The sequence below is a fragment of the Asaia sp. SF2.1 genome, from assembly GCF_000505765.1.
Taxonomy (GTDB): Bacteria; Pseudomonadota; Alphaproteobacteria; order Acetobacterales; family Acetobacteraceae; genus Asaia; species Asaia bogorensis.
This window is the reverse complement of sequence record NZ_AYXS01000050.1, coordinates 114,292-137,432: the sequence shown is the minus strand read 5'-3', so window position 1 is coordinate 137,432 and position 23,141 is coordinate 114,292. Positions and strand designations below refer to the sequence as shown.

General features: G+C 60.3%; 19 protein-coding genes and 1 tRNA gene. 3 read left to right on the top strand and 17 right to left on the bottom strand.

Annotated elements, in window-relative coordinates:
• Positions 1-22: 22 nt before the first annotated feature.
• From P792_RS34950 to hisG, 10 genes are all read right to left on the bottom strand, one after another.
• A complete protein-coding gene (locus P792_RS34950; protein ID WP_023979936.1) occupies positions 23-751 on the bottom strand; it encodes a glycosyltransferase family 2 protein in 729 nt (242 codons plus the stop codon).
• A complete protein-coding gene (locus P792_RS34945) occupies positions 751-2,373 on the bottom strand; it encodes a hypothetical protein (RefSeq protein WP_023979935.1) in 1,623 nt (540 codons plus the stop codon). The genes P792_RS34950 and P792_RS34945 overlap by 1 nt, the downstream gene beginning before the upstream one ends.
• Positions 2,370-2,744 (bottom strand): phosphatase, encoded by a 375-nt coding sequence (locus P792_RS34940; protein WP_023979934.1) that lies wholly within the window; start codon positions 2,742-2,744, stop codon positions 2,370-2,372. The genes P792_RS34945 and P792_RS34940 overlap by 4 nt, the downstream gene beginning before the upstream one ends.
• A 471-nt stretch (positions 2,745-3,215) precedes the next feature.
• Positions 3,216-3,291, bottom strand: a tRNA-Phe gene (locus P792_RS34935).
• Positions 3,292-3,319: 28 nt separating this feature from the next.
• Complete coding sequence (locus P792_RS34930) at positions 3,320-3,505, bottom strand: DNA gyrase inhibitor YacG (protein ID WP_023979933.1); 186 nt, start codon at positions 3,503-3,505, stop codon at positions 3,320-3,322.
• Complete coding sequence (locus tag P792_RS34925) at positions 3,502-4,590, bottom strand: ribonuclease E/G (protein WP_023979932.1); 1,089 nt, start codon at positions 4,588-4,590, stop codon at positions 3,502-3,504. Before P792_RS34925 ends, P792_RS34930 begins: the two co-directional genes overlap by 4 nt.
• Positions 4,587-5,195 carry a nucleoside triphosphate pyrophosphatase gene (locus P792_RS34920; RefSeq protein ID WP_023979931.1) on the bottom strand — a complete coding sequence of 203 codons (609 nt, stop codon included), beginning with the start codon at positions 5,193-5,195 and terminating at the stop codon, positions 4,587-4,589. The genes P792_RS34925 and P792_RS34920 overlap by 4 nt, the downstream gene beginning before the upstream one ends.
• A 10-nt stretch (positions 5,196-5,205) precedes the next feature.
• Positions 5,206-5,424, bottom strand: a complete 219-nt coding sequence (infA, locus tag P792_RS34915; RefSeq protein WP_023979930.1) for a translation initiation factor IF-1 — start codon at positions 5,422-5,424, stop codon at positions 5,206-5,208.
• Between the two features lie 237 nt (positions 5,425-5,661).
• A complete protein-coding gene (gene hisD / locus P792_RS34910; RefSeq protein WP_023979929.1) occupies positions 5,662-6,957 on the bottom strand; it encodes a histidinol dehydrogenase in 1,296 nt (431 codons plus the stop codon).
• On the bottom strand, positions 6,954-7,688 hold the full coding sequence (gene hisG / locus P792_RS34905; RefSeq protein ID WP_023979928.1) for an ATP phosphoribosyltransferase: 735 nt from the start codon (positions 7,686-7,688) through the stop codon (positions 6,954-6,956). The genes hisD and hisG overlap by 4 nt, the downstream gene beginning before the upstream one ends.
• A gap of 240 nt (positions 7,689-7,928) precedes the next feature.
• Here hisG and P792_RS34900 point away from each other — a divergent pair, with 240 nt between their 5' ends.
• A complete protein-coding gene (locus P792_RS34900) occupies positions 7,929-8,798 on the top strand; it encodes an aldo/keto reductase (RefSeq protein WP_023979926.1) in 870 nt (289 codons plus the stop codon).
• A gap of 556 nt (positions 8,799-9,354) precedes the next feature.
• On the opposite strand, the gene P792_RS34895 is transcribed toward P792_RS34900, so the two are convergent.
• Positions 9,355-10,854, bottom strand: coding sequence for a replicative DNA helicase (locus P792_RS34895; protein WP_031241669.1), 1,500 nt, complete (start codon positions 10,852-10,854; stop codon positions 9,355-9,357).
• 237 nt (positions 10,855-11,091) lie between these two features.
• Here P792_RS34895 and P792_RS34890 point away from each other — a divergent pair, with 237 nt between their 5' ends.
• On the top strand, positions 11,092-11,811 hold the full coding sequence (locus P792_RS34890; protein ID WP_023979924.1) for an MgtC/SapB family protein: 720 nt from the start codon (positions 11,092-11,094) through the stop codon (positions 11,809-11,811).
• A 233-nt stretch (positions 11,812-12,044) separates the two neighbouring features.
• Here P792_RS34890 and P792_RS34885 read toward each other — a convergent pair whose 3' ends face one another.
• Both P792_RS34885 and P792_RS34880 read right to left on the bottom strand, forming a co-directional pair.
• Positions 12,045-13,448 (bottom strand): aspartate ammonia-lyase, encoded by a 1,404-nt coding sequence (locus P792_RS34885; protein ID WP_369794259.1) that lies wholly within the window; start codon positions 13,446-13,448, stop codon positions 12,045-12,047.
• Between the two features lie 186 nt (positions 13,449-13,634).
• A complete protein-coding gene (locus P792_RS34880) occupies positions 13,635-14,675 on the bottom strand; it encodes an aromatic ring-hydroxylating dioxygenase subunit alpha (protein WP_023979922.1) in 1,041 nt (346 codons plus the stop codon).
• Between the two features lie 110 nt (positions 14,676-14,785).
• On the opposite strand from P792_RS34880, the gene P792_RS34875 reads away from it, so the two are divergent.
• On the top strand, positions 14,786-15,706 hold the full coding sequence (locus P792_RS34875) for a LysR family transcriptional regulator (RefSeq protein WP_023979921.1): 921 nt from the start codon (positions 14,786-14,788) through the stop codon (positions 15,704-15,706).
• Between the two features lie 11 nt (positions 15,707-15,717).
• On the opposite strand, the gene P792_RS34870 is transcribed toward P792_RS34875, so the two are convergent.
• The 4 genes from P792_RS34870 to P792_RS34855 all read right to left on the bottom strand — a co-directional run bounded on the left by P792_RS34870 (position 15,718) and on the right by P792_RS34855 (position 23,136).
• Entirely contained in the window at positions 15,718-16,746 is a 1,029-nt protein-coding gene (locus P792_RS34870; protein ID WP_235075545.1) for a L,D-transpeptidase, read from the bottom strand.
• 42 nt (positions 16,747-16,788) lie between these two features.
• Complete coding sequence (locus P792_RS34865) at positions 16,789-18,798, bottom strand: S9 family peptidase (RefSeq protein ID WP_023979919.1); 2,010 nt, start codon at positions 18,796-18,798, stop codon at positions 16,789-16,791.
• An 8-nt stretch (positions 18,799-18,806) separates the two neighbouring features.
• Complete coding sequence (locus tag P792_RS34860) at positions 18,807-22,115, bottom strand: efflux RND transporter permease subunit (protein WP_023979918.1); 3,309 nt, start codon at positions 22,113-22,115, stop codon at positions 18,807-18,809.
• Positions 22,116-22,263: 148 nt separating this feature from the next.
• Entirely contained in the window at positions 22,264-23,136 is an 873-nt protein-coding gene (locus P792_RS34855) for an SDR family oxidoreductase (protein ID WP_023979917.1), read from the bottom strand.
• Between the last annotated feature and the right edge of the window lie 5 nt (positions 23,137-23,141).

The following is a 23,141-nucleotide window of genomic DNA, read 5'->3' as shown; positions in this document are numbered from 1 at the left end:
CAGAAGGCAATGCGACGGCCTGTTATCCGGCTTCGGCCAGAAGGGCCTCGTACTCGGCAGGGACCCCACAAAAGGTGATCGCCTCAGGCGGAATCACCTCATAATGGATTTTCATTCCATCCCTGATCAGATGATTGTAGAGCGGCGCCACGTAAAGCTCAGGAGATGACGGGGTGAGACGCTCCTGTTCGAGTGCCTTCAGGAAGTCACCGCTGCGGGCGAAATGGTACAGTCCGTCACAGCACAGATCGGAAATCGGCTGTTTTTCGGTTGTGCGAATGGCCAGCGGCTCATCGCTGTTTTCCGCTGCGCCGACATAGGACCAGTTGGCACCCGACCCACGGAACACTTCGAGATAGCCATCCGACTTCCCGAACCATGCCCCTTGGGGAAAGCGGAAATTGGGGCGGAAGGTGTCGATATTGAAAATGGTCAGTGGCGACTCGGCAGACATACCAGCCTGCTTGACGCCAAATTCCACCGTCTCGGCCTGGCCTGCAGTTTCATGGTCAAGAATGACGATGCGTGCATCACGAATGCCAAGCGCCTCGATTTCGCGACGGATGAAAGCTTCCGTGTCGGCCACCGTGCGGGCGATAAACACGAAAGGATGGCTTTCGAAATAGGCTGAAAAGCTCTCGATCGAATGGGCGAACACGCTCTTGCCATGCAGGGGAAGCATGTATTTGGGCACCGGATAGCCGGCTTTGGTGAAGCGGCTGGAGAGGCCAGCCATGGGGATGACGATCATCACGCAAGTCCTTCAAGCGTGGCATACAGACGAAGGGCATTGGCGATGAATGCCTTTTGCCTGTCCGGCCGGTCGGAATGGAGCGGCAACATGGAAACGAAAAGCGATGTCATGATGGCGCGCGTTTCCCGGCTTGCCGTAGACAGACCTGCAATCTTCATTTCGGCGAAGGATTTCTGCAGCCAGTCGCGCTGGGGCGAGGCATCGAACTCCAGATTGAAATCGTACTCTGATTGCTGCGCCAGGGTGTAACGACCTGCCAGAATGAAATCATAAAGCCCATCGACGGAATGGGAGAATTTCGCGATGTCATAGCGGAAATCGCCCCAGATTTCGAGCTTGTCCGCAAACACGTAACCACGCGGATCGATGACGGAAATACGGCTGTTGCGCGAATTATAGAGAATATTGCTGAAGCAGAAATCACCATGCATCAGCGTTGCGCGCGCCGACGGGTCATGCGTGATGAGGGCCTCGATCTCCTTGGCAATGGTCATGAGCGACGGCATGGCGCGACCCTTGAATGTCAGCGGGCGCGTGACATCGAACCCTGTCTCTCTGGCATAGCGCTCAAGGCGTTCGACAGTCTTGCCACCCATGAGCTGACGCGAATAGGCCTCGCGCGGTGCATCGCTATGGGTGGTGGCGCAGAGCTCGAGAAATTCCGAGCAACTCGTCAGGATCTTCTTCCAGGTGACGCGGCCGATGGAGGAAAACACGTAGAGCTCGGAGAGGTTGGGCGCGTACTGGTATTCCGTGGTGTAGAATGCCTGGCTGTCATTCTCGCCCTTGTCGAGCAGACGGGCCGCATAGGGCTGCACCGCGGCGGGGATGGACTCGAACCAGTTGGCCTCGCCTTTCATCTTGAAGCGGTCTTCAGAAAGCTTGCGAACCGTGCTTTGCGTGATTTGCAGCGAATTGAAGGCGCGGGCGGTGGTAACAAGGCGGCGCGACCGGAAATAGGTCTGGATATGGCCGAAATCATACCAGCCATCGACCTGCTTGAGGGTCAGAGGGCGGCGCTTGATATAGAGATTGAGGCCCGTGATGAAATTGCCACGCGCCTGGCTGATGGCACGTACAAGTTCGACCCCGTTCGAAAACGAGAAAAACCCGCATGCAATCGGGCGCTCGAGGTCTTCCTCGCTGGTGGCCTCGATCGTCTCGAGGCTGCTGATCGCGCCGTCATCGTGATTGATCACCGCCCAAGAGTAGTCATCACCCTCCCGGTGGCTTGCGACAACATTGAGGCCGGTTGGAATCGTGCCGAGCACCGTGTCGCCGTGAAGGATCTGGATGCCGACCGAATAGGCATTCAGAACGTTGATCGCATAGACAACGGCTTCACCCAGGGACAGGCCATCTGGCATCGGGAGCAACGATACGCCCTTCTGCTCCAGCCTGTGCAGATCATAGGTCGGAACCTCATAGCTCTCGGGAACAGCCAGATAGATCTGGCTGATATTGAGATCCTGAGCCTTCAGACTGTCAGCCTGAATGTCATAGAGACGCCCTACGCCAAGCGGCAGAAAGGATGGTGGCAGTTGCCCAAACTCTGCAACGAGTTCCTGCGTGACATAGGCCCCGGACATGATCAGGGCGATGGAGGAAGAGGGGTTCATTTGCCAGATTCGATCAATGCATTGATTTCAGCGAGCGTGAGCGTGACAAATTCCCTGGGGCGAATGGCACGGTCATCGACATAAAACCCTTCGGTGCCGCACCACGGCTTGCCGACATAGATCTCGTCATAGGGAACGTCGTGCTTCTTCAGCCATTCAAGAATGACGGGAAGCGTATTCGCATTGATCTTGCCAACAGCGCCCTGATAGGTGCGCATGTTGCGCGCTGTCTGAATCAGGATTTCAAATCCCTGCGCCTTGTATTCGCGCAGTTTGGCAATGAGCGGAAGGTTGGGTTCCTTCTCGCTATATGACAGATCAGGATTACTGATGGTGAGGGTGTCGTCGAGATCAATAACGAGACGCTTCATAGCCAGGGTCGAGCTCCGCAAATTCTTGACTGAACTACCTATTCGGTCTGAATTGAAATTGCCAGACAACTGAGCGAGATGAAAAACTTTGTTTTTCTGATGTTTATATGACAAATCATGCATTATTTGTCCACAAACATTGCCTGTATGATACTGAATTGTTCAGATTGACTGATGACTGCAAAGAAGCCGTGCCTTTGCCCGCTTCGGAGCGCACTAGCAGGTCTGCGGCCAGGGTGCCCGGATGGAGACGAGTGTCTGACCGTGGCATGGTGACGCTGAATGCTCTCCAAGCCCGAAAATGCCTCAGCGTTCTTATGTAAACAGATTGAGGGCATCGTGCGCGCAGCATCTATCCCCGCGCGCGAGGAGGCGGGAGGGGAATGTCTCTGCGAGAAATCATTCGCTCGGCGCAAGCATATCAGATGCGATGTACGCTATTTGCTTAGCGCTATATTTTAGGAGGAAAAATGGTGCCCAAGACCGGGATCGAACCAGTGACACTGCGATTTTCAGTCGCATGCTCTACCAACTGAGCTACTTGGGCACCGTCACCTGACGGTGTGAGAGGGGGTTTACTCCAAGCCGTCACGGTGATCAAGCGGGGGAAAGCCGTTTTTTTCGGCTTCATTCTCATCCACGGCCGGAACGCTGTAGCTTTCATTGAACCAGCGCCCGAGATCCACATCAGCACAGCGCTTGCTGCAAAAAGGCCTGAAGGCGTGGAGCGTCGGTTTCTGGCAGATGGGGCACAGGCTCATGGGGTGAAACTCCAGTAGCTGTCAGGAAAATCGGGCATCATGTGCAGGGTGAGCGGTGCTCCCCATTCAAGCGAGAACTGTGCCACGGCCTGGCTGTCCGCCTCCAATGCGCGTGTGACAGCCAGCGATGCCTGCAGAACCGGTGTTGGGGTGGCCCTCTGTTCCGTCGGCCTCGCTGGCCGGTCGCGCAGGATTTGCCTCAGCGCCTGCAGGCCACGGCCACCGGGGCTGGAAAGGCACTCATGCAAGGGTGCACGCCCCCTGGTACGGACGATCTCCAGCAGACCCAGCGCAGTCGCGCCCAGCATGCGCGGTTGCATCGGATCGCCTGCGAGCGCCTCGGCCAGAAACCTGCCCAGCGCCGGACGCTTGCGCAGGGGGACTCCAGCCGGATCAACCAGGATCGCCCCGCTGAGATTGCGCATACGTATCTGCTGCGCCAAAGCCGAAAAGGCGTGACGATTGGCCGTGAACCCGTCCATCTGCCGACGTTGATCGGGATGGGGGTCATCCAGATCAATGGCGGTCAGTGCCGGGGTCGGGCTGAAGCTCGCCCTGATGCCATGGGGCAAGGCCGCCTGCGGCGTCATCAGGTCATCACATTCAGCATCGAGCACAGCGTCGAAGGCGCGGCTGACACGGGTGATGCGTGGCCTGAGGGCAGCAGGGATCAGGGCCATGAGGGTTGGAGAGTCACACAGCAATGCGGCGTCCGGGTAACGCGCTGCGATGTCTTCAAGCGGTGAGGGGCCTCGTGCAACAAGGCAGGGGCGTTCGGTCGCCGTGAGTGTGTGGCTGACGGGCTTGAGGCGTAACCCCTTGCCATTCTGGGCACTGCGCGTCACGCGTGCGGCGACCAGAGCTCCTTCAGCATGGGTGCCGGTTAAAAAGCCGGAGCTGTTGTCACCAAGGAGCACGAAAGCGCCGCCCAGGGCGGGCGCGGATTTTTGCACGCGTACGGCGTGAATGTCGCCATAGCCATCGGGCATGCCCGGGCGCCACAGGCCAAAATCGACAAGTCTATCCTCATCGCAAACCGCGATGCGTGCCTCGCCCGGTGACCAGGCGATGCGACATTCCATCATACGATGAAGCGACAGGGCTGGCCGCGCAGCATCTGGGCCGTCTCGAAAAGGGGGAGGCCGATCACGGCTGAGGGACTACCGCCCACATAGCGTATGACAGAGGCTGCGGCACCCTGAAGCGCATAGCCGCCAGCCTTGCCCTGCCAGTCTCCCTGATCGAGCAGCGCCGCTATCTGCGCCTCTGTCAGGCGGGAGAACGTCACATCGGTCTCGACCAGACGTTCGACCACACGTCCGGCAGCCCAGCCACCGGCAGGCATAACGCAGACGGCAGTCAGCACTGTATGACGACGACCGGAAAGCAGGCGCAGGCAGCGTTCTGCCGTTGCACGGTCTTCCGCCTTTGGCAGGATGCGGCGCCCGACGGCGACCAGCGTGTCAGCAGCCAGAACAAGGGCTTCCCGCTGGCAGCGCGTGGCAACAAGTTCTGCCTTCATACGGGCCAGGCGCGCCACGCAGGCGCGGGGCGTCTCGTTCTGTCGTGGCGATTCGTCCAGATCGGCCGCGTCGATGCGGTCCGGGGTCAGCCCGATCTGTCGCAGCAGGTCCACCCGTCGCGGCGATGCCGAGGCAAGAACCAGCTCCGGCCTTGTGCCGTCTGTCACGCGAACGCTCTTACTTGAAGCGGAAGGTGATGCGGCCCTTGGACAGGTCGTAGGGGGTCATTTCAACATTGACGCGGTCACCGGCCAGAACGCGGATACGGTTCTTGCGCATCTTGCCGCTGGTATGGGCCAGAATGGTGTGCTCGTTGTCGAGTGTGACGCGGAACATGGCATTTGGCAGCAGCTCGGTCACCGTGCCGCTGAATTCGATCATGTCTTCTTTTGACATCTGAGTCCTTGAAACTGTGTTCTGATACAGGCCGGAAAATCCCCGGCAGGATGGAATTATGCCGCGTATGTGCTGGCTCGACGTCGTTACGTCAAGTTTCTTGGTGATTCTGGCCTCGAAAAGAGGCGTTTTGGCCTCTGCGCGTTAGCCTCGTCACCCGGGTCACGGATTTTCTGCCCTGCCGTCACGAATGGCAGGATCAGGGACTATGACCGGGAGCGGTGCCGTTGGCAGGCTTCAGCCCAGAGCGTCGAGTCGTGCTGACAGGCTCAGCGCATGGGCATCAAGTCCCTCGGCTTTGGCCAGCCTGACGCCTGCAGGACCGACAGCGCGCAGACCATCGGCACCGGCTGAGATCGTGGTGGTGCGCTTGAGAAAATCAAACACCGACAGGCCCGAGGCAAAACGCGCCGTGCGGCTTGTGGGCAGAACGTGGTTCGGCCCGCCAACATAATCGCCGACAGCTTCGGGGCAGTTGCGACCAAGGAACATGGCACCGGCATGACGGATCAGGGTGGAGAACTGCTCGGCATCATCCAGCATGACTTCAAGATGCTCGGAGGCGAAGCGGTTGGCAATTTCAGCGGCCTCATTCCAGTCGCGCACTATCACCACCGCGCCATGATCGGCCCAGGACTTCCCGGCAATGGCAGCTCGGGGGAGGGTCTTGAGTTCGGTCTCCACGGCGTCCAGCACAGATCGTGCAAAGCCGGCATCGTCTGTGATGAGTACTGCCTGGGCCAGTTCGTCATGTTCTGCCTGGGCCATCAGATCGAGCGCCACGAAGCGCGGGTTGTTGCGGTTGTCGGCCACAATCACGACCTCGGACGGACCAGCAATCGAGTCGATCCCCACGTGACCGAACACCTGACGCTTGGCCTCGGCGACATAGGCATTGCCCGGACCGACGATGCGATCGACGGGGCGAATACTGTTCGTGCCATAGGCGAGCGCGGCTACAGCCTGCGCACCGCCAACCCGATAGATCTCGCTCACGCCGCAGACACGCGCAGCCGCCAGAACGAGCGGGTTCAGGACGCCGTCGGGGCAGGGCACACACATGGCGATACGGCCAACGCCTGCCACACGGGCTGGCAGGGCGTTCATGAGAACAGAGGACGGATACGCGGCCTTGCCGCCCGGCACATAAAGCCCCACGGCATCGAGCGGCGTCCAGCGCATGCCCAGGGTCAGCCCGACCTCGTCCTGATAGGCAAGGTTCGAGGGCATCTGCGCCCGATGAAAGGCTTCGATGCGTGAGGCGGCGAGATTGAGCGCTTCCATCAGATCGGCATCGACCTTGTCGGCCTCGCGTGCAATTTCGTCTGCGGTGATGGCCAGCCCTTCCGGGACGAGGCTCAACCGGTCGAAACGCGCCGTATAGTCGCACAGAGCCGTGTCACCCTGCTCACGAATAGTGGCGATGATATCGCGCACCGGCGCGCTCACGCTGGTTTCAACAGCGCTCCGGTCAGAAAGCAGCGTTGCGAGACGGGATTCGAAATCCGTGTCGATGCTTTGCAGCCATTTCATGCCGTTTTCTCCTGAAGGGCGTCGCGAAAGCGTTCGATCAGGGCACGAATGGCGTCGGGTCGGGTTTTCAGGGCAACGCGATTGACGATGAGGCGGCTCGTGACATGCGCGATGACATCAGTCTCGCGCAGGCCATTGGCCTTGAGGGTCGAGCCGGTATCCACCAGATCGACAATCACGCTGGCCATGTCGAGTGTGGGGGCGAGTTCCATGGCGCCGTGCAGATGCACGATTTCGGCATTGATGCCTTTGGCCGCGAAATGACGTCGCGTGATGGTCGGATATTTGGTCGCTACACGCAGATGCGAACTGGCTGCGGTCTTGTCATGATCGCCGTTCTGACCGGCCATCCCGACCGGGCGGGCGATGGAAATACGGCATCCGCCAATTCCGAGATCGAGCGGCGCATAGATATCGGGATAGTCGAATTCCATCAGCACATCGGCACCGCAAACGCCGATCTGCGCGCCACCATGCGCCACAAAAGTCGCGACATCGAAAGAGCGTACGCGCACCACGTCGACCTTGGGGTCGAGCGTTGGAAAACGCAGGCTGCGTGTCCCTTCGCCAATGGCGCTGCCATCCTGAAAAAGCCCTGTGCGCTCAAGCACGGGGCCCAGCGCCTTGAGGATACGCCCCTTTGGCAGTGCCAGAACGAGCGGCGCATCGTTCAGATGCGCGTGCTGGGCATTGTCACGGGATTCGGAGGCGGGTTCGGATACGGCATTCATCACGACATTCCTGTAGCACAATCTTGCTCAGTCAAGAACCGGGCGGCCGCAAGGTTTTTGACTGGGATGCAGGCCGTCAGCCCTCGGGCCGCAGGGCCTTGCGAGCTGGCGACAGGAGGTATGGCTCACGCAGTGATGACCATCTTGATGGCCAGGAAGGCGGGCGGACCTGCAACCCAGAGCGTCGCAATCCGCTAGATTGGGCAAGAACCGTCTTTTCGGGAATGACAGGAGCCCTGAATGTCTCGCAGCGAATTTACCCCTGACCTCGCCATTGCCACCCCGCGTGCCGATGAAGAACAGGTCCATCTGCAACTCAATGACGGGGCACGCATCCCGCAATTCGGCCTTGGTGTTTACAAGACCCCAGCTGACGAAACGGCTGAAATCGTGCGCTATGCCGCCAAGGCAGGCTATCGCATGGTCGATACGGCGGCGTTTTACGGCAATGAAAGCGGCGTTGGCGATGCGCTGCAGGATTATCCGGATCTGTATGTCTCGACCAAGCTCTGGGCCAGCGACATGGGTTACGATGCCGCCTTGCGTGCCTTTGATGTCAGCGCGAAAAAGCTGCGTCGCGATGTGGTCGACCTCTATCTGATCCACTGGCCCATGCCGAAGAAGGATCTGTACGTCGAAAGCTGGAAAGCGCTCATCGAGCTCAAGAAGCAGGGGCGTATCCGGTCGATTGGTGTCTGCAATTTCGAGCCCGAACATCTGACGCGTCTGATTGAGGAAACCGGGGTCAAGCCGGTGCTCAACCAGATTGAACTGCACCCAGCCTTCCAGCAGAAGAGGCTGCGGGCTTTCAATGAGTCGCTTGATATTCGCACCGAAGCCTGGAGCCCGCTGGGACGCGGTACGGGGCTGGATGGCGAGATCATCACCAGCATTGCGAAGAAGCACGGCAAGACGCCGGGTCAGGTGACAATCCGCTGGCATCTCGATCAGGGCAATGTCGTCATTCCCAAATCGGCGCATCCGAAGCGCATCGATGAAAATTTCGGCGTGTTCGATTTCCGCCTCGATAAGGAGGATATGAGCCGCATTGCCACCCTCGACCGGGAGGATGGGCGCACGGGCCCCAACCCGTTCACAGCTGATTTCTGAGACTGGTCTTGTCTCAGGGGCGCTCGCAGGACGAGGCGCTTGCGTCACATTGGGGCGCGAATAAGGGCCTCGTATTGAGAGGTGGAGCAACTGCTTCTTGTCGAGGTAGACGGCTTCTCTGACAGTGCAGGGGTCGCTTGCCCCGCGAGCCTTTGCTGGGTTCGCTCTATCTGGGTTAGGGGATCACGTGTCCCCTCCCAAAGGTGATGCGGCCCGACTTAACGCCTCTCTCGCGGCAGACCATCTTCGCCGGTGTACCATGAGCGTCCGGGTTCTGGTGCAGAGGACTTGGTGTCGCCCAGCATCCTGAGCGCTGACACAGTGCACTCCGTTCCGGCTCGATATCCGTCGAGTAAAAAGCGGCCCGTTTGCCGGGTCGAAGCCTAAGGCGACAGGCGAGCGAGTTCGGGTAATGACGGGGGTGGGGCTTACGACGCGCTTTTCAGGCAGACATCCCGTGACCTGTCTCGTTAGGTCGTTCGGTCACGCGGCCAATACGATAGGGGCCGGGCTTCGCTGATGGAGCATGGCCGCCTGTCGCATCCCGCGTGATCCCTCAGACGTCGTGTACTGTATCCAGATCGCCAAACCGGGTGAATTCGCCCTCGAAATACAGTGGGATGGTACCGGTTGGTCCGTGACGCTGTTTTTCCAGAATCAGTTCGGCCTTGTTATGCACGAGCGCCATCTTGCGCTGCCATTCCTCCATCGCGACCTGATATTTGTCCATGCTCTCATAAGCGCTGTCTTTGGGCATACGCTGCTGGAGATAATATTCATCGCGATAAACGAACATCACGGCGTCGGCGTCCTGCTCGATCGAGCCTGATTCGCGCAGATCCGAAAGCATCGGGCGCTTGTCTTCTCGCGACTCTACCTGACGCGAAAGCTGGGACAAGGCGATGACCGGCACCGAGAGTTCCTTGGCGATGGCCTTGAGCCCCTGGGTGATCATCGAGATTTCGAGCACGCGGCTCTCGGGTTTGGTCCCGATGGCAGGGCGCATGAGCTGAAGGTAGTCAACCACCACAAGGCTGAGCCCCTTGGTGCGTGCCAGACGGCGGCACCGTGTCCGCATGGCGGAAAGCGAAATGGCTGGAGTATCGTCAATATGCAGGGGCAGTTCCGACAATTCGCGTGAGACACGCACGAAGCGATCGAACTCGCGCTGGCCGATATCGCCACGACGAATTTTCTCACCCGACACTTCGGACTGCTCGGAGAGGATACGTGTCGCCAGCTGTTCCGATGACATTTCGAGCGAGAAAATGGCGACAGCGCCCCGCGGCTTGATGCCCTTGTCTTCAGCCTCGCGCAAAAGCGCCTGTGCGGCCGAGAAGGCGATCTTGGTGGCCAGGGCGGTTTTGCCCATGGCCGGCCGCCCAGCCAGAATGAGCAGATCCGACGGGTGCAGGCCGCCGGTTTTCTTGTCAAAATCGCGCAGCCCCGATGTCAGGCCACTCACATCGCCTGTCCGCTGAAAGGCCTGCTCGGCGACCTGCAACGCGCCGGTCAGGGCACGCTCGAAGGTGACGAAACCGCCATCCTGCCCCTTGTCGGTGGCAAGCTTGAACAGCGTTTCTTCCGCCGCCGCGATCTGGTCGCCGCCCTCAAGATCGGCACGCGCCCCATAGGCGTTGTTGACGACCGTCTCGCCAATATCGATCAGCTGACGGCGTATCCAGGCATCGTGAATGGCGCGTCCGTAATCACCGGCGTTCACGATACCGACCATCGCCATCAGCAACTGGCCCAGATATTGCGGTCCGCCTACCTCATCCAGCAGGCCTGAATGTTCGAATTCGGCGCGCATGGTGATCGGATCGGCCAGCATGCCACGATCAATGCGTCGGGCGATGGCCTCGAAAATCCGCCCATGCAGAGGGTCGGCGAAATGGGCCGCCTCAAGGAAATCCGAGACGCGCTCATAGGCCTTGTTATTGGTCAGTAACGCACCCAGCAGGGCGCGCTCTGCCTCCGGATTGGCAGGAGGGGTGCGCCGAAGCAGCGCAGTCAGGCCGTCATCGGCCATAGCTCGGACAGGGGTATCGGTCATGGTCACAGCGCCCCTCTACCACGCCCGATGGCGATTCGATCAAGTTAAGAGGATGGGGTGTTGCCACCCAGGGACAATAAGTCGATTCTCCCCTCCCTGCCCGGCTAATGGGGGGAGGCGGCCGTCTGGGGTTCGTTCGAGGCCCTTGCCTGCCGGTATCTGTCTCTGGCCTTGCTGGCCGGGCACCGGGCCTTGGAGGTGCATCCCTCTGGCATCATCGTTTTGTGAGACCAAGCCATGACCCATCCCGCCCTTTTTGCTCATATCCCCGGAGAGGGGTTGCTGCAGGTGCAGGAACTCGGTCTGGCCTTTCTGCTTTCGGCGCTGATCGGGCTTGAGCGTGAGTATCGACAGAAGGCAGCGGGGTTTCGCACCTATACGCTGGTTGGGGTCTCCGCCGCGTTGTTCATGCTGATCTCCAAATACGGTTTCGATGATGTGCTCACTCCGGACCGTGTGGTGGTCGATCCGTCGCGTGTTGCGGCCCAGATCGTGTCGGGCCTCGGCTTTATCGGTGGTGGCGTCATTTTCATGCGGCGCGATACGGTGCGTGGGCTGACTACTGCCGCCTCTGTGTGGCTGACGGCGGCTATCGGCATGGCATGCGGCGCGGGGATGACGATCGTCGCCGTGCTGACGACAATCGGTTATCTGCTGATCATGTTCCTGACACCCGGCTGGCTTCTGCATTTCCCGCGTGCCCCGCGTCACGGGTTCAAGGTCAGTGTACGCGGTGCCGCTGATATCGATTTTGTCGATCCTGTCTGCGCTGCGCTCAGGAAACTCGGCTTCACGCTGGGTCATATGGCGCAGGAACGTCATGACGAAAGCGATCGGCTGATCATGACGGTGCACGTACACGGCCTCAAAGCCCCGGATGACGTCGTGACAGCCTTGATGCACCTCCCCGGCGTGCAAGCGGTGTGGAGCGAAAAGCAGGACGAGGCTCCGGACTAGGCGTCCGTCATTGCGTATGGCGGCGGAGTTCGCGCCGTACGCCCAACAGGCATTAATGCGCGTATTCTAACGGCTGAGAGGCATCACTTCGGAAAAGTCCCGAGGCGATGAGATGGGCCTGAGCAAGTCAGAAACGGCATACTCCGGCCCGAAAAAACGGGACTTATTCTGGACGGCAGATCAAAGGTATCCAAAGGGCAGAGCCCTGAGAGAAATGTCTGCGGAAGCACTGCCTAGAAGCTGTGCAGATGGCAAAGCCCCTCCGGGGAGAGAATACGGGTCAGGGTTTCCTCGGGAACGAGCTGGCGCTCACGGACGATTTCGATCACGCCGCGTCCGGTACGATGGGCTTCGAGCGCGATGGCAGTGGCGGTTTCGTAGCCGATAAAGGGATTGAGCACCGTAACCAGCCCGATCGAATGGGTAACCATCGCCTCAAGCTGGGCGGCATTGGCGGTGATGCCACGGATGCAGCGCGATTCGAGTGTCAGACAGGCGGCGTGCAGATGGGTCAGGCTCTTGAACAGGCTATGGGCAATGATGGGTTCGAAGGCATTGAGCTGTAGCTGTCCGGCCTCGGCGGCCATGGTGACGGTCAGGTCATTACCGATGACCTCGAAGGCCACCTGATTGACCACCTCCGGAATGACGGGATTGATTTTGCCCGGCATGATCGACGAGCCCGATTGCATGGGCGGCAGATTGATCTCGTTCAGCCCGGCGCGAGGGCCAGAAGATAGCAGTCGCAGATCGTTGCAGATCTTGGAAATCTTGACCGCAAAACGCTTGAGAACGCCCGACACCTGAACGAAAGCGCCGCAATCCTGTGTCGCCTCGATCAGATCCGAGGCCGTCAGCAGATGCAGATTGGTGATCATGTTCAGATGGCCGCAGACGGTTCTGGCAAAGGCGGGATGGCCCGCAATGCCGGTGCCGATGGCCGTGCCGCCCAGATTGATCTCGCTGATTAGAAGAATGGCCTCCTGCAGGCGCTTCTGATCCTCGTCCAGCATGACGGCATAGGTGTGAAATTCCTGCCCGAGCGTCATGGGAACGGCATCCTGAAGCTGGGTGCGGCCCATTTTTAGAATGTCATGGAATTCCGTCGCCTTGGCCATGAAGGCCTTGCGGAGCACGGTCATGGCATCGGTCAGATGGTTCACGCCATGAATGGCGGCAATACGCAGGGCCGTGGGATAAACGTCATTGGTGCTCTGGCCCATATTGACGTGATCGATGGGGTGAAGCGCTGCGTAATCCCCTTTAGCCCGTCCCAGATGATCGAGGGCGCGATTGGCGATGACCTCGTTGGCATTCATGTTGGTCGAGGTGCCCGCCCCGCCCTGTATGACATCGACCACGAACTGGTCATGCAGCATGCCAGCGCGCACATCCTCGCAGGCAGCAATAATGGCGCGTGTGCGAGAGGCATCGAGCAGGCCGAGGTCATGATTGCTCTGGGCCGCCGCCTGCTTGATGGCGGCCAGGGCGTTGATCAGCTCGGGATAGACGCTGATCTGTCGTCCGGTAATGGGAAAGTTCTCGACAGCACGCAGCGTGTGGATACCGTAATACGCCTCTGCCGGCACCTCGCGTGTGCCGAGAAGGTCGTGTTCCGTTCTAGTGGCTGGCATGATCGTCTCCTCAATCCTGTCACCAGAGGAAATGATCATGCCGTGCATGACAAGCCAGACGGTGGACTTGGGGCATGTCCATTAGGGGCATGAGCCATGCGATCATTGCAGGGGATATTGCGCAGCCTTGCGATGTGCGCCCTACGTGCTTCTGGAAATGCAGGGCGTTGCACCGCAGAGGCGATGGCGTCAGGCTGTGAAGAACCGGCTCAGCCCCAGATCACGCAGCCTCTTGCGATAGGCGATCGAACTGCGATCGGCCATGACATGGGCCTCAAGCGTCGGGTCGAGGGGCAGACATTCGGGCTTTTGGGCCTCGACGAGCAGACGATCCTCCTCAAAGACGCGGCGATTGAAGTCATAGACGGCTTCGACGGGGATATCGGTATCGAAGTTGCGGCAGATCGGCGCGAACATGCGTGTCTTGCGGGCAGAGACGGGTGAGGCGGCATTCATGATCACCAGACGGCCATCTTCCGGAAAATGGATCTCCAGCGTTGCCGTGAAGGGCAGGGAGGTCCGGAAGTGTCGCAGCCATTCAAAGCCCGCAGGAGCACGCCCTGCTACGCCAATGGGGTAATTGCCGACCGAACTGCGATATTCGACCTCGAAACCCTCCTCTGTCCGCCGCGGCATATAGGGGGGAACGACCGGGTTTTCAGGGTCGGCAAAGGTGTCGGCATGCACGAAGGCAAAATGTGCGACATCCAGAAACCCCTCGACCTGCCGACCGGCAAACCCGGCGATGTCGATCGAGGGACAGGTGATCTGTTGATAGGCTGGGTCATGCCAGTGGGGCATGGTCGGCACGTCATGGGGCGTCTCGCCAGCGAGACACGTCCAGACCAGACCATAGCACTCACGCACAGGGAAGGTTTTCAGGTGCAGCTTGCCCGGTATGGCAGAGCTGGGATGGGCAGGAACACGCACGCAGCGCCCTGACCCGCCAAAGCGAAAGCCGTGATAGGCGCAGGCAATGGTCTCGCCATCACCCGTGCCGAGGCTGAGCGGCACACCGCGATGCGGGCAGATATCCTGTGCCACCACGATATCTTCACCCGCACGATAGATGACCAGCGTTTCATCCAACAATGTAGCCGCCACAGGAGCGGTGCCGATGTCGCGGCTCAGCGCGACGGGATACCAGAAGCGCGAGAGAATGGCCCAGTCGGCTGCATCAAAGCTGCACTGGAGCGGAAGCTGTACCGGGCGGTCGAGTGTTTCGGACATGAAAGCCCCCGCAGAAGGAGTGGATCGTCACAAAGACATGTCACGCGCACCCCGTTCGAGGATATATCCAAATTCCTGACAGGGCGTTTCGAAAAAGAGAGCACTCGATCATGCCGGTTTTCTCCCGTTTCTCGCGTTATTTTCTGGCCGTGGCGCAGCATGGGTCGATCCGGCGTGCGGCCGAGGCAACCGGTATCTCGGCCTCATCTATCGACCGGCAGATCCTGCAAGGTGAGGCCCGTCTGGGTGCTGCCTTGTTCGAGCGCCTGCCGTCAGGCCTTCGGCTGACGGCAGCAGGCGAGATGCTGCTCGTTCAGGTCAGACGCTGGGAGCGGGAATTCGAGGATTGCCGGACGCGCATGGAGGATCTCAAGGGGCTCAAGCGCGGCCATGTGACGCTGCTTATTCCGGAGGCAATGGCGAGGGGGCTGATTCCGCGTATCGTGGCCTCCATACGCGAGCAGCATCCAGGAGTGACGCTGGGCGTCCGTGTCATGACCAATCACGAGATTTCGCCGGCCCTGCTCGAAGGGCAGGGAGATCTGGCGCTGGTTTTCGATCCTGTGGTGTCATATCGCCTTGCGGTGCGGGCCTCGGTGGCCTTTCCCGTCGGGTTTGTCACGACACCCGGCCATCCGCTTACCGAAGGGCAGACGGCGCGGTTCAGCCAGTGCAGCCTCTACCCTGTGATAGCGCCACGACCCCCGCTGGCGCTGGGTCAGAAAATTGCCTGGCTGGCCGAGGAAACCGGACTGGCACTGAATCCGGTCTGTGACTCAGATGATATCGAGGCGATCAGGGCGCTGGTCCGTCACGGGGTCGGGGTCAGCGTGCTCAGCTATATCGATGTCCTGCCAGAGATCGAGACCAGGACACTCGCCTTCGTGCCGCTCGAGCACAGCCGGATACGCCCTCTGACGCTCGGATTCTGCGTCGATCAGGCCCGATCCTTGCCTGTCGCGGCGCGACTCGTGGCGCAGGCGCTCGAGCAGGGTCTGCCGGAACTGGCCTATTCCGCTCCGGCTGTCTGAGCGGTCAGGTCTCAGCCTTCGTGGTGGTTGACCAGAGGCTGATGGCCGACGCTAGCCGAGGAAATGGCCTGAACGGCATCGGCTGAATCGACGACAACCAGAGCATCGCCCGCGATCGGCGTAGGCGTGCGATCCTTGGGCAGCAGGGCGCGAAAACGCGTATCGTAGCTGGCGGCCTGCTCATATTGCACATCCAGCAGGCCGTTCTTGTCCATGAACACGTTCATGGTGGCAGGGATGCGTATGCAGCCCTCGGAGGCAGGATGACCGAGGCGCTGTTCCAGAAAGTCAGGGTCGGTCGCGTGGATTTCGAGCCTGATATCGCCTGTTTCATGGGTGGGTAGCCAGCCTTTGACGGCGTTGTGCCAGCCCATATCCCAGACGCGCATGCCTTTGGCACCAATGCCACGTATGCCGTTCTCGTTTTTCGTTCCCAGAGCACGGTAACCGAGACGGTCCGGGGAGTTGATGAAGACGCCTGTGGGGGTGATGTAATAGAACTTGCGGCCTGCGCGACCCGTCGAGACAGGTGTCCCCCCCAGAGTCTCCCAGTCTGCATTGCCCGGCATAGCCAGCACAAAGCACAGGCGCTGTACCTTGGGGTTGCGATCGACCACCATCAGGATCTGGGGGCGGTCGATGGGCGTATTCGTGCTGGCAATGGCGGCACGGGCAAGGCGGATAAAGCGCTGGCGCTGCTCAGGGGTATAGGTTGTGAAGCGCGAAACCGATTTTTTCATGCTCAGCGTCAGACGGCTGGCTTCCAGACGGGCATCGTGCTCCGACAGGACAGGCAGCGGCGGAATGACGATGGGCGGTGTCGTCGCATGATCCGGCACGGAAGAGACCGCTCCCGCCTGGGCGGGGAGTGGTGGCTGGGCCGCCGGGGCAGCCAGAGCTGCAGTTGTGTTTTTCGTCTGGGCCTGGGCGCAGCCGGAGAGCGCGCTGGCAGAGAGAATGCACCCCAGGAACAGGCCTGGCAGGGCCTGCCTTGTCTGGGTCAGAAAGCCCGGCGTCACGGTCCTGTTTCTCGTCTGCATTTCAACTCCAAAGCTTCACGGCTGCAACGTTCAGGGCTGCGCTCAGTTTGCTCCGTTCTTGCCGGAAGCGCTTCCATTCAGATAGCGACTGAACCATGCCAGCATGCGTTTCTGTGCATCGCTCGCATGGTCGTGACCGCGCATCCCGTGTCCTTCACCGGGATAGATCACAAGGCTGGTCGGAATCCCGAGCGCGCGCAAGGCATGGTAGAACTCCAGACTTTGTGCAGGCGGACATTCCACATCATTGGCTCCGACGTAAATAAAGGTCGGGATCCTGACTTGCTTGATAAAAGTCATGGGTGAGGAATGGGCGTAGATGGCCGGGTCGTCATAGACCGTGGCTCCGAAAAAGGGCGGCATCCAGGCATCGATACCGTTCTGGCCATAATAGGACTGCCAGTTGGCGATGCCGCCACCCGCTGCCGCGGCCTTGAAGCGGTTCGTCTGTGTCACAATCCACATGGTCATGTACCCGCCATAGGAATAGCCGGTCACGCCCAGACGGTTTTCGTCGATGGGGGCGGTCTTTTCCAGCGCGTCGATGCCGCGCTGGATGTCGCGCAGATCGCCGTGACCGAAATCGCGGCGGTTGGCCATGGTGAAGGCCTCGCCCTGGCCATAACTGCCGCGCGGATTGGGCAGGAACAGATCGTAGCCAGCATCGAGCAACACGGCCGCATCGCCGGTGGGACGCAGGAAGCGGGGCGTGACGGCCGATGAAGGGCCACCATGAATGATGGTGATCATCGGCACCTTGCCGTTGCGGGTCATGGCGGCGGGGCGTGACCGGGGTACAAGGTGCCAGCCCTGTACCTTGAATCCGTCACTCACCCAGCTGACGCTGGAGGCGGTGTAGGGTACGGTCTGGCCGTCATTGGAGTGCGTGAGTTGCTGCCATGCCCCAAGGCGACCGGCCCAGATTTCAGGCGGGCTCGTGAAGCTCTGGCGTATCACGACACTCTGGTCGCCTGCGCAGGTCAGACGGGGTTCGCTACCCCCATCGGAGAGCAGGCCATCTGCGCTTGCCATGAGGGGAGGCTTGTCATCGATGGACCGCATGACGGTCATGGGGCCTGCAATGGTCGAGGCGATCAGGCGGCCCTGACACCAGTTCAGCCCGGTGACCGTAGCCTTGAGGGTGCGCGTCAGATTGACCGGCGCGGCCTTGGACTGTGACAGATCGATCTGCAAGGCATCACCGCCAAAGAACCCGAAATCGCTCATCAGCCCTGCGACGAAGCTGACATTCCGGCCATCGGGCGAGACGAGCGGCAGGCCGATCTGCTGCGAAAGCGGGTGGGTGTACAGCACCTGCTCTTTTGAATCGGCAAAGCGCGACAGATGCGCCGACCACCAATGGGCATCACCATTGCCCGGCGCTGCCGTGCCGATGAAGGCGGGGGTGCTGTTGGGCAGCCAGTCATATTCATAGACATACAAACCATCAGGCGACTGCCAGTGAAGACCGTCCTTCTCGACGGTTGCGATACGCTGCTCGTCCTCCGTTGCGTCGATCTCACCCGTCTCGGGCGCGCCGGCCTGCAGGGCACCGGGGTCACGACGGGCATTGGCAATGGCCAGAACGGCAAGGCCCCCTTTGGGGCCGTAGCGCAGATCCTGAAGCGAGCCCGTGAATTTCAGCAGGCTGGTTACGGTCTTGCCATCTGCTGTGACGCTCAGGATTTCACGGTTCTGCGTGTTCTTGTGGCGGATGATGAAAGCCAGACGGGTTCCATCGGGGCTCCAGCTGGGGCTGGAGGGCGCACAATCCTTGCAGGGCAGCGCAACGGTCGTGGCGTGACCGTCGGGCAGGGTGCGGATCACAAGGCTGGCCGGTGCCGCCTCGGCAGTTCCCACAGCTTCCATGCTGTCGAGTGAGGCCAGAGAATGGCCATCGGGTGAAAGCGCTGGCGCAGTGTAGAAATGCAGCGGTGCCGCCTGTGCCTGTGCGCTTGCCAGGGTTACGCCGCCGAGGGTCGCGCTCCCCATCCCGAGAGAGAGCAGCGATGTGCCGAGCAGGCGGACCCGCGACAAGGAAAGGAGCGACATGATCGGCTTCAGCTTTCGGATGAGAGGGGGGTGGAGACGGTGCGCCCTGCCGGGCGGGACGGAAAAATGCGATGCCATGTTCTCGTGCCGAAGCGACCGATGGCATCCATGTAAAGATAGACGACCGGGGTGGTGTAAAGCGTGAGCAGCTGGCTGATGAGCATGCCGCCCACAATCGCAATCCCCAGCGGGCGACGCATTTCCGAGCCATAGCCGTGACCTGTCATCAACGGCACCGCGCCAAGCGCGGCAGCAAGGGTGGTCATGAGAATGGGCCTGAAACGCGTAAGGCAGGCTTCATAGATGGCTTCGCGCGGGGTGTGCCCCAGTTCCTTCTCGGCATAGAGCGCGAAATCGATCATCAGGATCGCGTTCTTTTTCACGATGCCGGTCAGCAGGATCATGCCGATCATGGCGATGAGACTGAACGACTCCCCGCCGACCCAGAGCCCCAGAATGGCCCCGATACCGGCCGAAGGCAGTGTGGAGAGAATGGTGAAGGGATGGATCAGGCTCTCATAGAGAATCCCGAGCACGATATACATGGCAAAGAGCGCGGCCATGAAGGCCAGCAGCTCATTGACCAGCATCTCCTTGGTTTCACCGGCAAGCCCCGAGAACTCGCCTGTCAGACCCGCAGGTGCCCCCATATTCCTGAGTGTATCCTCGATCAGCTTGCGGGCATCCTCATAGGTCTTACCATCGATCAGGTCGAAGCTGATGGCGGTTGAGGTCATGCCATCCTGATGATCGATTTCCATCGGTGTCGGCTCCATGACCAGATCCGCCACGTTGATGAGCGGGATCATGGTCTCGACCGATGAGGCCACGGCCGAACCGTTGGAGTTGTTGCCGGTAATCTGGTTGGCAATGGCGTTGCGCAATGAGGCCTGGCTGAGCTGTGTCGCGGTCGAGGCCGTGCTGCCACCCGCTGTACGCACACGGATCTGGTTGGAGCGTACGGCACCTGCCGGCGTACCGGAGGCGGTGGAGATCCACGTATTGCGAAGCTGCTCGGGTGATTCACGATAGGCGCGTGCCACTTCCATCACCACGGAATGGGTGGTGAGTTCGGTATGGATGCGAGATGCCACGGTCTGGCCATAGGCATCATAGAGCACATTGCCCACGAGCTGCGGTGTTACCAGATAACGCGCTTCGGTATCGCGTCGGAGTTTGACATGAACCGACGCGCCATGACCTTCGATATTGGTCATGACGGAAGACATCATCTTCTCCTTGCGCAGCCTGGCCACAAGGCGCGGTACCCAGAGCTTCAGCTCGGCCACATCCTGATCGCGCAGCACATAGCGGAAGGCACCGCTGCGATGCTGACCGCCGCCGCCATTGGGGTCACCCGCCGAGAAGAACGAGGTGCGCAGGCCCGGCATGTCACCCAGCTTCTTGCGTATGCTCTCCACGATCTGCGTATCGGTGCGCGTACGGGTGCGCTTGTCGCTCAGCCGGGCGAAAAGCTGCCCGTCACTGCTGCTGTTGTTCCAGCTCGTGACAGACAGCACATCGGGGTCATCCTTCATCACCGCACCGACATAATGGATGCGCTTGGTGATCTCGTTGAACGACATGGTGTCGTCACCGCTGATCGACCCACCCACCAGCGCGATATCCTGCGCAGGGATGCCTGTCTTGGGCATGAGAACGATGGAGGCCACCAGGGCGACAAAGCTCAGCGGCAGGGTGAGAAAGGTCAGGACGTGATGGCGCAGGGCGACACGCAATGTCCGGCCATAGAGGCTGATAATTCCCTCCAGCGCCCAGTCGATCGCCCGCAACACCCGGTCTCGCAGGGTTTTTCCTGTGGGTTCTTCATGCTCCACATCCAGCCAGTAGGCGCACATCATGGGCGTGAGGGTGAGGGACAGGATGAGGGAGATGAGAAGCGCCGAGACGATAGTCATGGCGAATTCGAAAAAGATCGCGCCAACCTGACCGGGGATGAACAGGAGCGGGATGAACACCGCAATGAGCGAGGCCGTGATCGACAGGACCGTAAAGCCGATTTCCGACGAACCGCGCAGGCTGGCACTCATGCGATCCATGCCCGCCTCCATATGGCGGGCGATGTTTTCCAGCACCACGATCGCGTCATCCACTACGAAACCAACCGCAATGGTAAGCGCCATGAGCGACATGATATCGAGGGTGAAGTGCTCCCACTTCATGACGGCAATCGTGCCGACAAGGGCAATCGGCACGGTAACGGCAGGGATGATGGTCGAGCGCAGGCGACGCAGAAAGACCAGAATCACCCCGATCACGAGAATGATGGACACGCCAAGCGTCAGCTGTGTGTCGTCCATCGAGGCGCGTATGCTCGATGAGAGGTCAATGGCCGTATCCATCTGCACACCGGGAGGCAGGACCGAACGCAGCACGGTCATGCGTTCCTTCACGGCATCGACAATCTTGACCGTATTGGCCTTGGGCTGCCCGCGCACGATAAGCGTGATGGCGCGCTTGTTGTTGAAATACCCGGCCTGATAGAGGTCCTGAACGCTGTCCGTCACCTCGGCGACGGAGGACAGCTTGATGGGATTGAGATTGTTGCGATAGCCGATGATCAGGTCACGGTACTGCGCCGCATGCTCGGCCTGGTCATTTGTCTCCAGCATCAAGCGCTGGCCGCCCGAGTCTATGAAGCCCTTGGGCGTATTGGCGTTGGCCGATGCAAGCGCCTGACGCACGTCCTCGAAACCGACACCCCATTTATAGAGGGCATAAGGGTTCACATCGACGCGTACGGCAGGGTCGGCAGAGCCCACGGCCTGCACATGGCCCACGCCCTTGATCTGCGCCAGCAGGGGTTTGACGCGTATCTGCGCGAGATCATAAAGCTTCGGCAGCGTCATCACGTCAGATGTCAGGGAAAGCAGATAGACCGGCTGTGAGGTCGGATCTTCCTTATAGGCATAGGGATCACGGTCGAGCGTGCCCTGCGGCAGGTCGGCGCGTGCGGCACGCAGAGCGGCCTGCACGTCGCGCAGGGCACCGTCGATATTGCGCGATTCCACGAAATCGACCCGGATATAGGCAAAACTGTTTTCGCTGTCGGACTCGATCTGCTTCACCCCAGCAATCTGGCCGAGATAGCGCTCAAGCGGGGTCGTGACGGAACTGACCATCTGCTCCGGGCTGGCGCCGGGCTGCTCGATCTCGATATTGATCGTCGAGGAGCCGATATCGGGCAGGTTGGCAACCGGCATCAGCGGATAGCAGATGGCTCCGGCTGCGAGCAGCGACAGGGCGAGCAGAATCGTCGCCACGGGGCGCATGATGAAGAGACGACACAAATTCATTTCGCCTCCATAGCAAAAAATCCGAAGGAATACTTCGTATCAGCGTGTAACCCGGTTATCTTTTCGTCATCTTGTCACAATGACACACTGCAAGGGGGGGCGTGTCGGTGCCCGCCCTGTCTTCAGATGGCCGCATCCGGATGGTCAATCAGGCGGTCTTGGGGGTCGGCGGGGGCATATCCTTGCAGGCCGGATTGTCGATGCCCGGCATGGAGCCCGGTCGGCCTGTTGGCTGATGCAGATAATACAGCTCGGCCAGACGCACGGGCAGCATATCCATGAAGCGCGACCCAAGGACCAGCCAGGAGGGGAAGATGATCCGCCTTTTGCGTCTGGCGAGGCCATGCAGGATATGGGTGGTCGCTTTCTCGACGCGCATCAGCCCGGGCATGGGAAAGCGGTTCTGCGCGACCATGGGGGTCGCTACAAAGCTGCAGCACACGCTTGAGAGATAGATACCGGCACGGCGGCTATAGGCCCCGCTGGCAACAAGAAAACGGTCGAGCGCTGCCTTGGAGGCCGAGTAGGAAGGGGTGCCGGGATAGGAGACCAATCCGGCCACCGAGGCAATGGCACAGATCTGTCCGCGCTGTTTGCGAAACCGCCCCGCCTTGCGCAGGGGCTGTTCGCGCATTCGCGCCATCATGGGCAGGATGGCATTGAGTGCGCCATCCATATTGACCGCCATCATGCGCCTGATCTGGTCGCCTGTCTCAAAAGCCGCGCCGTCCTGGTCCATTGTGCTCACGCCGCCGGTAACTCCGGCGCAGACCAGAACAAGATCGACATCGCGTTCCGGGTCCTGTGCACACCATTGCGTCATCGCCTCGCGATCCGTCACGTCGAGACAGGTGATGTGGGCGGTTGCCCCTTTCTCCATGCAGCCCTGCCGGGTGGCTTGCAGCCCGGTGGCATTGCAATCGGCAAGGTAGAGGACGCAATCGGGCGCAGAGAGCGCAAGGGCAAGGGCACGGCCGATACCCGAGGCCGCGCCGGTGATGAAGATCGTACGATAATCCATGTGCC

Excerpts from the sequence above, each read along its gene's own strand:
- P792_RS34950 (WP_023979936.1), bottom strand. The coding sequence starts at position 751 with ATGATCGTCATCCCCATGGCTGGCCTCTCCAGCCGCTTCACCAAAGCC.
- P792_RS34945 (WP_023979935.1), bottom strand. The coding sequence starts at position 2,373 with ATGAACCCCTCTTCCTCCATCGCCCTGATCATGTCCGGGGCCTATGTC.
- P792_RS34940 (WP_023979934.1), bottom strand. The coding sequence starts at position 2,744 with ATGAAGCGTCTCGTTATTGATCTCGACGACACCCTCACCATCAGTAAT.
- P792_RS34930 (WP_023979933.1), bottom strand. The coding sequence starts at position 3,505 with ATGAGCCTGTGCCCCATCTGCCAGAAACCGACGCTCCACGCCTTCAGG.
- P792_RS34925 (WP_023979932.1), bottom strand. The coding sequence starts at position 4,590 with ATGATGGAATGTCGCATCGCCTGGTCACCGGGCGAGGCACGCATCGCG.
- infA (WP_023979930.1), bottom strand. The coding sequence starts at position 5,424 with ATGTCAAAAGAAGACATGATCGAATTCAGCGGCACGGTGACCGAGCTG.
- hisD (WP_023979929.1), bottom strand. The coding sequence starts at position 6,957 with ATGAAATGGCTGCAAAGCATCGACACGGATTTCGAATCCCGTCTCGCA.
- hisG (WP_023979928.1), bottom strand. The coding sequence starts at position 7,688 with ATGAATGCCGTATCCGAACCCGCCTCCGAATCCCGTGACAATGCCCAG.
- P792_RS34900 (WP_023979926.1), top strand. The coding sequence starts at position 7,929 with ATGTCTCGCAGCGAATTTACCCCTGACCTCGCCATTGCCACCCCGCGT.
- P792_RS34895 (WP_031241669.1), bottom strand. The coding sequence starts at position 10,854 with ATGACCGATACCCCTGTCCGAGCTATGGCCGATGACGGCCTGACTGCG.
- P792_RS34890 (WP_023979924.1), top strand. The coding sequence starts at position 11,092 with ATGACCCATCCCGCCCTTTTTGCTCATATCCCCGGAGAGGGGTTGCTG.
- P792_RS34880 (WP_023979922.1), bottom strand. The coding sequence starts at position 14,675 with ATGTCCGAAACACTCGACCGCCCGGTACAGCTTCCGCTCCAGTGCAGC.
- P792_RS34875 (WP_023979921.1), top strand. The coding sequence starts at position 14,786 with ATGCCGGTTTTCTCCCGTTTCTCGCGTTATTTTCTGGCCGTGGCGCAG.
- P792_RS34870 (WP_235075545.1), bottom strand. The coding sequence starts at position 16,746 with ATGCAGACGAGAAACAGGACCGTGACGCCGGGCTTTCTGACCCAGACA.
- P792_RS34865 (WP_023979919.1), bottom strand. The coding sequence starts at position 18,798 with ATGTCGCTCCTTTCCTTGTCGCGGGTCCGCCTGCTCGGCACATCGCTG.
- P792_RS34860 (WP_023979918.1), bottom strand. The coding sequence starts at position 22,115 with ATGAATTTGTGTCGTCTCTTCATCATGCGCCCCGTGGCGACGATTCTG.
- P792_RS34855 (WP_023979917.1), bottom strand. The coding sequence starts at position 23,136 with ATGGATTATCGTACGATCTTCATCACCGGCGCGGCCTCGGGTATCGGC.